At 44.3% G+C, this 9,449-nt stretch carries 9 protein-coding genes; 7 read left to right on the top strand and 2 right to left on the bottom strand.

The window, feature by feature from the left end; genetic code table 11:
• Both AAC033_RS17065 and AAC033_RS17060 read right to left on the bottom strand, forming a co-directional pair.
• Positions 1 to 670 (bottom strand): ROK family protein (locus AAC033_RS17065; protein ID WP_339740345.1); only part of this gene is annotated, 670 nt, incomplete at its 3' end.
• Between the two features lie 467 nt (positions 671 to 1,137).
• Positions 1,138 to 1,521 (bottom strand): VOC family protein, encoded by a 384-nt coding sequence (locus tag AAC033_RS17060; protein WP_339740343.1) that lies wholly within the window; start codon positions 1,519 to 1,521, stop codon positions 1,138 to 1,140.
• Between the two features lie 145 nt (positions 1,522 to 1,666).
• Here AAC033_RS17060 and surE point away from each other — a divergent pair, with 145 nt between their 5' ends.
• The 7 genes from surE to AAC033_RS17025 all read left to right on the top strand — a co-directional run.
• Complete coding sequence (gene surE, locus AAC033_RS17055) at positions 1,667 to 2,428, top strand: 5'/3'-nucleotidase SurE (RefSeq protein WP_339740342.1); 762 nt, start codon at positions 1,667 to 1,669, stop codon at positions 2,426 to 2,428.
• A gap of 1 nt (position 2,429) precedes the next feature.
• Positions 2,430 to 2,729: a hypothetical protein gene (locus AAC033_RS17050; RefSeq protein WP_339740340.1), complete on the top strand. Its 300-nt coding sequence runs from the start codon at positions 2,430 to 2,432 to the stop codon at positions 2,727 to 2,729.
• 5 nt (positions 2,730 to 2,734) lie between these two features.
• Positions 2,735 to 3,868 carry a lipid-A-disaccharide synthase gene (lpxB, locus tag AAC033_RS17045; protein WP_339740338.1) on the top strand — a complete coding sequence of 378 codons (1,134 nt, stop codon included), beginning with the start codon at positions 2,735 to 2,737 and terminating at the stop codon, positions 3,866 to 3,868.
• Positions 3,869 to 4,538: 670 nt separating this feature from the next.
• Complete coding sequence (locus tag AAC033_RS17040; protein WP_339740336.1) at positions 4,539 to 4,808, top strand: hypothetical protein; 270 nt, start codon at positions 4,539 to 4,541, stop codon at positions 4,806 to 4,808.
• Between the two features lie 91 nt (positions 4,809 to 4,899).
• Positions 4,900 to 7,314: a gliding motility-associated ABC transporter substrate-binding protein GldG gene (gldG, locus tag AAC033_RS17035; protein ID WP_339740334.1), complete on the top strand. Its 2,415-nt coding sequence runs from the start codon at positions 4,900 to 4,902 to the stop codon at positions 7,312 to 7,314.
• Between the two features lie 128 nt (positions 7,315 to 7,442).
• Positions 7,443 to 8,573 carry a DNA polymerase III subunit beta gene (gene dnaN, locus AAC033_RS17030; protein WP_339740332.1) on the top strand — a complete coding sequence of 377 codons (1,131 nt, stop codon included), beginning with the start codon at positions 7,443 to 7,445 and terminating at the stop codon, positions 8,571 to 8,573.
• A 91-nt stretch (positions 8,574 to 8,664) separates the two neighbouring features.
• On the top strand, positions 8,665 to 9,449 hold a 785-nt coding region (locus tag AAC033_RS17025), incomplete at its 3' end, for an exonuclease domain-containing protein (protein WP_339740330.1).

The following is a 9,449-nucleotide window of genomic DNA, read 5'->3' as shown; positions in this document are numbered from 1 at the left end:
CCCAACTCCAGTTTAAGACAAGGGTGTTTTTTGTTTTTTTTGCTTTTCCGAAAACGAACTCGCCCAGCGCCTGCATCCGGGCATCGTTTTCAATGTAAACCGGAATATGAAACCGGTCGATCAACCGCTTTTTGATTAGCCGGTCTTCTGGTCTTTTTATGGTGCGGTTAATCCCGTTTTCCGCATCGATTAGGCCCGGCATGCTGACCCCAATGGCAAAAATTTTATCCTTTGAAAGCCCCGATTCTCTCAGTAAAAGGTCGAAGGTTTCCTCCATGTTGTCTTCCAGTAGTGGGTCATCTATGTTGGTTTCGTATTCATGAATTGCAGTGACTTTCTTGTTCAAGCTATTCAGAAACAGGGCCTTGGCCCGGTAGTGTCCAAATTCAACCACCATAACGTAGAAGGCATCTTCAGCATGGCTGTACAACACGGGACGGCGCCCACCTTTAGAATCGCCTACTCCGGAAATACAAACCGTGTTTTCCGAAATCAAATCTTCCAGGATCGAGCGTACTGTGGGCAAGCTAACATGCGTCTTTTTGCTTAATGAAGAAGCAGACTGTGGCGACTTCTTGTACAAATACAGGATGATTTGCATACGAAGCTTATAGCGCTTTAGCTCGCTTATGGGCATTTTATCCGTCTCTGCTTTCTTATGGAGTACCATACATGCGTTTTTTGAAAATGGAATTTTAAAGATCGAATACTTTTGAAAAAATTTTCGAAACTAAGTTATGGAAAGAGAATTAAATTTTAAACAATTTTTAACTAAAATATCAAAAATAGATTAAAATATGATGTTTGGTTTACAAATAGACGTATATGTCGGATATTTGGTGTTGGGTAGTTTGTTTTTGTTTCGATTTTATATCTATTATCTTTGGTTAGTTTCCTGAGAAATCTATTTTTCTGTATTTAAAAAATGCTTTAGACGGCATTTTTTAAAGAAAAGTCTAAATACTTTTAACGATTACTTAAGATTATGAGGTGAAAATCGATGGGTTTCTGGCTGCTTTGTTGGTCAAAAGTTGAACAAGATGGGCATGTGAGAAAATATTTTCGAAAAGTAATCCCACAGCCGGAGGTGCCGCGGGATTTGAAACGTCCCGATAAGGTGGAGTGCTTTTTTGATTCCTATTTCTGCGAGTGCAGACAAACATGGTTGCCTTCCGTGTCTTCAAAAGTGGCGTAGTAGCCAATTTCATCCGTAATTTTTGTTTTCGGAAGTATGACTTTCCCGCCAGCCGGATCAACCCGGTTAAGAACAGTGGTCAGATCGTTTCCGCCGTTGAGGTATACTTTGGCCCCCAAACCACTGGGGACATAGTTCTCACCCTGAACAATGGCTGCTCCGGCACCTCTTGATTCAGGGTCCATCGGAAGAAAGCCCATCCGATACGAGCCCATCATTTCTTCGTACATGTCGTAATCGAAAATTGCAGAATAGAAAGCTTTGGCTCGTTCGAAATTCAAGACAGGGATTTCTGCCCAAACAATAGCATTTTGTGCCTTTTCCATGATATGATGATTTTTTATGTTTTAGTAATGACTTAAACGAAGCTGCTCGTCACTTGGTTTGTTTTGTCCGAAAAATGCCATTGAAATTTAGAGCCAATCAGGCGGAGAAGTTTATCTTTGTGTTTCGCAAAGAAAAAATTGAGAAATGAAACAGCGTCCGCTAATTTTTATTACCAACGATGACGGCATTCAAGCCAAAGGATTAAAAGAACTCGCTGAAGTGATGCGCTTGTTTGGCGATGTGGTGGTAGTGGCGCCTGAAATGGCCATGTCGGGCATGTCGAATGCCATTTCGGTGGATAAGCCGTTGCGTGCCTCAAAAGAGGAAGAAGAAGATGGCTACGTGGCTTATAAATGCAGCGGCACGCCAGTCGATTGTGTGAAGCTGGGCTTCAATCATTTGGTTGATCGCCTGCCTGATTTTGTGATCTCGGGCATCAACCACGGAGCCAATTCATCCATCAGTGTGGTGTATTCCGGTACGATGGGCGCGGCTATTGAAGGTTGCTTGCATGGCGTGCCGTCCATTGGCTTTTCGCTGTGCGATTATTCGCCCGACGCCGATTTTTCGAAAGCGAAAATGTGGGTGGCACGCGTGTTTCAGTCGGTGTTCGAAAAAGGCTTGCCCCCGTTTGTGTGCCTCAATGTCAACATTCCGAAGGGAAATATTGAAGGGATTCAGGTTTGTCGCCAAACAGCAGGCAAGTGGGTGGAAGAGTTGGAAAAGCGGACCGATCCGCACCAGCGCGACTACTATTGGCTGGCCGGCTATTTCAAAAATTTTGAACCCGACAAGGAGGGTACCGACATGCATGCCTTGGATAACCAGTTTGTTTCGGTGGTCCCGATCAATGTTGACATGACTTGCGAGGAGACTTTTGAACAAATGAAAAACTGGAAATTTTAATATGAGCACGTCAAAAAGGAATATCAATAAAATAAAGTTTGGCTTTTGGCCGGGCTTGCTTTTGCCATTAATTATGTTTCTGGCCATGTATTTGGCACGCTACCATGAGGTTGGTTTCTGGGAGTACGTCCAAAATTTGTGGCGCTTCTACATGTTGGTGAAACTGCTTACCTTGTGTGTTTTGCCAAACTTGCTGCTGTTTCTCTTTTTCATTCGAAAGAAATACGACCTGGCTGCTCGTGGCGTTTTGATGGCAACTTTTCTGTATGCTTTTTTAGTAATCATTTCCAAAGCTCTTTAATGTAGATGAAGTACTATTTTATCGCCGGTGAAGCTTCGGGCGATTTACATGCCTCTAACCTGATTGCGGAAATTGTAAACCAGGACATCAACGCCGAGCTTCGTGGTTTTGGCGGTGAGCGGATGGAAAAGGCAGGCATGCAGCTCACCCGGCATTACCGTGAAATGGCTTTCATGGGCTTTCTACCGGTTTTGATGAACCTGAAGAAGATTAAGCAAAACTTTAAAACCTGCGAAGAAGACTTGCTAAATTTTCAACCCGACGTGTTGATTTTGGTGGATTATCCGGGTTTTAACCTGCGCATGGCCGAATTTGCAAAAAAGCACGGCATCCGGGTGTTCTACTATATTTCGCCCAAAATATGGATTTGGAAGAAACACCGCATCAAAAAGATTAAAGCCTTTGTCGATGAAATGTTTACCATTCTTCCTTTCGAAACGGAGTTCTACGAAGCTTTGGACTACGAGGTGAATTATGTGGGTAACCCGGTGTTGGATGAGGTGATGAGCAAACCAGCGAAAGCCGGTTTCAAATCCTTCGTCATCGAAAATCATTTGCCAGATCAACCAATCATTGCTTTAATACCGGGCAGCCGTTTGCAGGAAATTAAATCGCTGTTGCCCCGTATGCTCGAAGCAGCATCTGCCTTTACCGATTATCAGCTGGTGGTAACCGCAGCTCCAAACATTGATCAATCGGTGTATGAGAAGCTCCTGTCCGCTTATCCGGCGGCCAGCCTGCTGCACAACAAAAGCTACGAAGTGATGCAACAAGCCGAAGTGGCCGTGCTGGCCTCAGGTACCGTGTCGCTGGAAGCAGGGATTTTACGTTGCCCGCAAATTGTTTGCTACCGGATGGATGGAGGCGCCTTGTTTTACTGGTTGGGTCAGCACATCGTAAAAATTGTGTGGGTGTCGCTGGTCAACCTGATTTTGAAACGCACCGCTGTAAAAGAACTGCTGCAGCACAACTGTACGGTTAAAAATATCCGCAAGGAATTGCGTCGGATTTTGACGGATGCGACGTATAAAAAGCAGATCATGGAAAGTTACGACGAGCTGCACCAACAGTTGGGCGAACCTGGTGCTTCGGCGCGGGCGGCTTCGGCAATGATCGGAAAATTAGCTGGAAAGAACTGAGTCTTATATCGTTTCTCATGGTGGTTGAAACGGCAATAGGATATCGTTCAAATCTTGTCGTTCAACAGTGGCTATTATTTCAACGGTATCATTCAAGTAAGTTAAGCAAGGACTTTGATTGTCTTAAAATTTATTTTTTTGTAAATCTGTTAGCTTCAGATTGACTCAGCTTGGTTCTAATCCAATGAACCCGGGCTTGTTGTTTTCGAGCCTGTCTTGTCAGGTCGTTAATAAGTTCACTTTTGCTCGAATACTCCTCATTTTCTACTTGTGCTTTTAACCATCCCTCATTTGGTCTTGTAAATGAGATACTTCGTCTTGCCATAATTGTTCGTTTTGGTGTGAGAAAATATATCGAAAGTGAATCATCTGCAATTTTTTTTTGCAGTATTGATTGTTGGCACCGGAAAATTGCAGGTTGTCGTTGCGGATTGCGTGTCACTGTCAATTCTAAGGACGACAATCCATTAGTTTATGAAAAGCATGATTATTCAGGTGAATGGCAAATCAGGAGTAGCAGGTTTTGAGTCGCTTGCGCATGGTATCGCCCGGGATCAGTTAAGGGTGAAAGAAATCGGATAAGAATGTCTCTTATTTTGAAACCATTTGCTCTATTTGTTGGTATGTGTTCATTATCAGTGATTTGTATTTAACTTCTAAAACTAACAAAATGGTGCACGTAATCTTGACACACGAGGTGAAAGATTTTTTCGCATGGAAAAAAGTCTATGAAGAGGGAGAACCTCTGAGAACAAAATCAGGAATAAAAATGACCGGGGTTTATACTTCGGTCGATAATCCCAACCAAGTTACCCTTACCGGCGAATGTGCCAGCGCTGAGCTCGTTTATCGCTTTATGAGCCAGCCCGAACTGAAAGCTGCCATGCAGGCGGCAGGTGTAATAAGTGCGCCCGACATGAAAGTGCTTAACAAGGTTTGATTGATGGGGTGATTTGGAAAATTAGTCTTGGTGGAGTTTCGCGCATTGGGTTCTTTTTCTATCTTCGTTTGAGCAAAAAGCGAAAGCAAACATGTATAGTTTATTTCGAAAGGAAATCACCACATTTTTCGGTTCTCTCACAGGCTATTTAATTGCCTTTGTTTTTTTAATTGCCAACGGCTTGTTCCTTTGGGTTTTTCCCGGCAATTACAATATCCTCGATAATGGCTATGCCAGCTTGGAAGGTTATTTTTCGCTGGCTCCCTGGATTTTTCTATTCCTGGTTCCGGCGCTTACCATGCGCTTGTTTGCCGAGGAAAAGCGATCGGGAACCTTGGAAATTCTGATTACCCGTCCACTGTCCTTGTTTCAGTTGGTGTGGGCAAAATACCTGGCTGGTTTGGTGCTGGTGCTTTTGTGTTTGCTTCCGACCCTGGTCTATTTCTATTCCGTTTACAGTTTGGGTAGCCCGGTTGGAAACTGGGATTCAGGTGCTGCCTGGGGATCTTTTATTGGGCTGTTTTGCCTGGCAGCGGCTTATGTGTCCATTGGTTTGCTGGCGTCGGCCATCACCGATAACCCGGTGCTGGCTTTTGTGGCCGCGCTGTTTTTCTCCTTTTTAGCTTACTTGGGATTTGAATTCGCGGCATCGCTAAATTGGTCGTCCGTGTTTTCAGGAATGCTCATTCAACTGGGGATCAACGAGCATTATTTATCCATCAGCCGTGGAGTGGTCGATTCGCGTGATTTGATTTACTTTTTAGCCATCAGCTTCTTCTTTTTGGTACTGACCAGCATTTTTCTGCAACCACAACAAAAGCACTGGAAGCAGCAGCTCAAAAAGCTGGGGATACTGGTTGGCGGTTTAATACTACTAAGCTTTTTATCGGGCGCCTGGTATTTTCGCATTGACCTGACAGCAGAAAAACGTTACAGCCTTTCTCCCATTTCGAAGCAGCTTATTCAACAATTGGATGCCCCGGTTAAAGTCGATATCTTTTTGGAAGGTGAATTACCTCCGGGCTTTCGAAAGTTGCAGCTGGCCCTGGTCGAAAAGATACAGGACCTCAACGCCTATGCCGATTATCGGATTCATTACGAAATGATCGATCCCTACAAAATTGTCAGTACCCCGGAAGAGCAGAGCCAGTTGTTTGACCGCCTGGTTTCCCTGGGGCTGAAACCAACCGACCTGCGCTTACAGCGTGACGAAGGGACGGTCACTAAATTGATCTTTCCGGGAGCAGTCATCAAATATAAAGATTACGATATTGGCATTAATTTGCTGAAGAACAATCCGTCTATTGCTGCTGAAAACAACCTGAACCACTCAGTTGAAACCCTGGAATTTGAGTTGATGCGAGCCTTTAAAGTATTGCTGGACGATTCGAGGGCAACAGTTGCCTTTCTGGGTGGGCATGGTGAGCTGGGTGAACCAGAAACACGAGATATTCGATCGGCTTTATCCGAGAACTTTGAAGTGGTAGATATGTATGCCCGGGAACTTAACCAGAACGATTCGCAGCCCGACGCGCTGGTGATTGCCGATCCCGTGCAAGCTTTTTCGGAGCAGGACAAGTTCTACATTGACCAATACCTGATGCGTGGCGGAAACTTACTTTGGCTGGTCGATCCGGTTCAGGTTAGCTTAGACAGTTTGAGCCGTGGGGAAACGACCCTGGCCTTTCCTCGCGATCTGAACTTGAATGATCAGCTTTTTCGGTATGGCATCCGCATCAACAGTACCTTGATACAGGATGTGGAATGTCTGATGATTCCGGTGAATACCGCGCCGATGGGCAGTCCGCCAAAATATACGCCGGCCCCATGGTATTATTCGCCATTGCTACAACCGGCCGAAGATCATGTACTGAGCCGCAATTTGAATTCCGTAAAAGCCGAATTTGTGAGTACGATCGATACGGTGGGGAACAATTCTGCCATTCAGAAATCGGTTATCCTACATACTTCCAACTACTCGCGAAGCATTCAGACACCTCTGGAGGTTAGCTTGCAGAGCATTAACCAGCCGCCGGCCCGCAGCCTGTTCAGTGAGCAGCAACTGATGGTTGGAGTTTTGTTGGAGGGCCAGTTTTCTTCGGTTTTTCAAAACCGGATGCTGGAAGATTTCAATACGAACGAGCTTGAAATATTGAGCCAGTCGCAGCCTGCCAAGATGATCGTTTTGGCGGATGGAAGCCTGATTGCCAACCAGGTTTCGCGACGCGAAGGGCAAATTCAAATCTTGCCGCTGGGCTACGATCGCTATTCGCAGCAAACCTTTGGCAACAAGGAGTTTTTGCTGAATGCCATCACTTATCTGTGCGACGGTTCCGGAATCATGTCGCTTCGTTCGCAGGCGTTTCAAGTCCGCTTGCTTGACAAGGTTCAGGTGCGTGAGCAGCGCTTGTTATGGCAACTGCTGAATGTGTTGGCTCCACTGGTGCTGATCTCCCTGTTGGGCTTGATTTTCAACTGGATCCGCGTCCGAAAATACGGACGTTAATTTCTTTGTATAAAATGTGACTGGAAAGCATAGGTTAAAAAAAGCAAAGTTTGTATATTCGTAACATTGTGCTAAAAAATCGTTCTGTAAAGGCACACGAGAAAGATCAAAAAATTTAAAAAAGTCATATGAAATTTGTTGTTTCCAGTACCGAATTACTGAGTCATCTGAATGCCATCAGTAAGGTGATTAGTTCGAAAAATACATTGCCCATCTTGGATAATTATTTATTTCAACTGGAAGATAATCGGTTAACGATTACTGCTTCGGATTTAGAGTCAACCCTGATTACCAGCCTCGATTTAGATAATACCGAAGGAAATGGTGATGTTGCGGTTCCGGCAAAACTGCTCAATGATACGTTGAAAGAGTTTCCGGAACAACCCCTGACCTTCCAGATTAATGGAGATACGTCGGCCATCGATATTTATTCGGAGAATGGTAAGTTTAGCATTGTTGGGCAAAATGGCGAGGATTTTCCGGCTTTGCCCGAGTTGAAAGAAGAGGCGGCAGCTACCATCGAGGTCAATCATAATGTTTTGCAGAACGGAATTTCAAAAACGCTGTTTGCAACGGCCGATGATGAACTGCGCCCGGTGATGAACGGAATTTTTGTGGAGCTGGGAAATGATGATCTGACTTTCGTTGCTTCAGATGCGCATAAGTTGGTTCGCTATCGGCGAACTGATGCCAAGGCTGAAGTTGAATCTTCTTTTATCCTTCCAAAGAAACCGGCTGCCTTGTTGAAAAACTTGTTACCGAAAGAAGAATTTGATGTCAAGCTTCAGTTTGATGATAAAAACGCGTTCTTTACGCTCAGCAATTATAAACTGATCTGCCGCTTGGTTGAAGGAAACTATCCGAGTTACAACTCGGTTATTCCAAGCAACAACTCCAATAAAATGACCGTTGACCGCCTCGAATTATATAACACAATTAAGCGGGTGTCGGTATTTGCCAACCAAGCTAGTAACTTGGTCAAGCTGCATATTGATGATAACCAATTGGTGGTTTCGGCTCAGGATGTCGATTTTTCCATTTCGGCGGTTGAACGCTTGAAGTGCCAGTATGAAGGTGATGAGATTGAAATTGGTTTCAAATCTACCTTCCTGCTCGAAATTCTGGCTAACCTGGCATCGTCTGATGTTCGGGTTGAACTGTCAGACCCAACACGTGCCGGCTTGTTGTTACCGGCTGAAAAAGATTTTGATGAAGAAGATGTGTTGATGCTTTTAATGCCCATGATGATTAATGCGTAAATTGTAACTGAATAAATTGCTGAAAACCTAACAAGATTTGTTTTGTTAGGTTTTTTTGTTTTCAGCATTCCAAAAAAGAAAAAAGAAAAAGATGAATTTAAATTTGAGAAATCCGCTTGTTTTCCTTGATCTGGAAACCACTGGAATTAATATTGTTACCGATCGTATTGTTGAAATTGCTCTGCTGAAGGTCCATCCTGACGGGAGAGAGGAAGAGAAGGATTTACGGATTAACCCCGAGATGCCCATTCCGGAGCATGTCAGTTTAATTCATGGAATTTACGATGAAGATGTGAAAGACGCGCCAACGTTTAAAGAGGTAGCCAAGACGCTGGCAAATTTTTTGGAAGGCGCCGATCTGGCTGGATTTAACTCGAACCGCTTCGATATTCCTTTGCTGGCCGAAGAGTTTTTGCGGGTAGGGGTAGATATTGATTTCAAAAAGCGCAAGTTTATTGATGTGCAGGCGATTTTTCACAAGATGGAAAAACGGACGCTGGCGGCTGCCTATAAGTTTTATTGCCAACAGGAACTGATTGATGCCCATAGTGCCATGGCCGATACCAAAGCCACCTACGATGTGTTGAAAGCGCAGTTGGACGTTTACAAAGAAGCCGAATATGAAGACAACAAAGGATTGAAAAGCACCCCGATTAAAAATGATGTGAATGCGCTGAGCGAATTTTCATCGTACGATCGGAATGTCGATTTTGTTGGACGAATTGTTTACGATGAAAATGGCGTGGAAGTCTTCAATTTTGGAAAGAACAAAGGTGTTCCCGTTGAAAAAGTATTGCGCGAGCAGCCGGGCTATTTTGGCTGGATTATCAACAGTGAATTTCCGCTCTACACCAAAAAAGTACTGACAGCCATTAA

Origin of the sequence: uncultured Sunxiuqinia sp., assembly GCF_963974515.1 — a bacterium.
In the GTDB taxonomy this organism is placed as follows: Bacteria; Bacteroidota; Bacteroidia; order Bacteroidales; family Prolixibacteraceae; genus Sunxiuqinia.
Note: the sequence above shows the minus strand (reverse complement) of the source record. Positions and strands in the feature narration are given on the sequence as shown.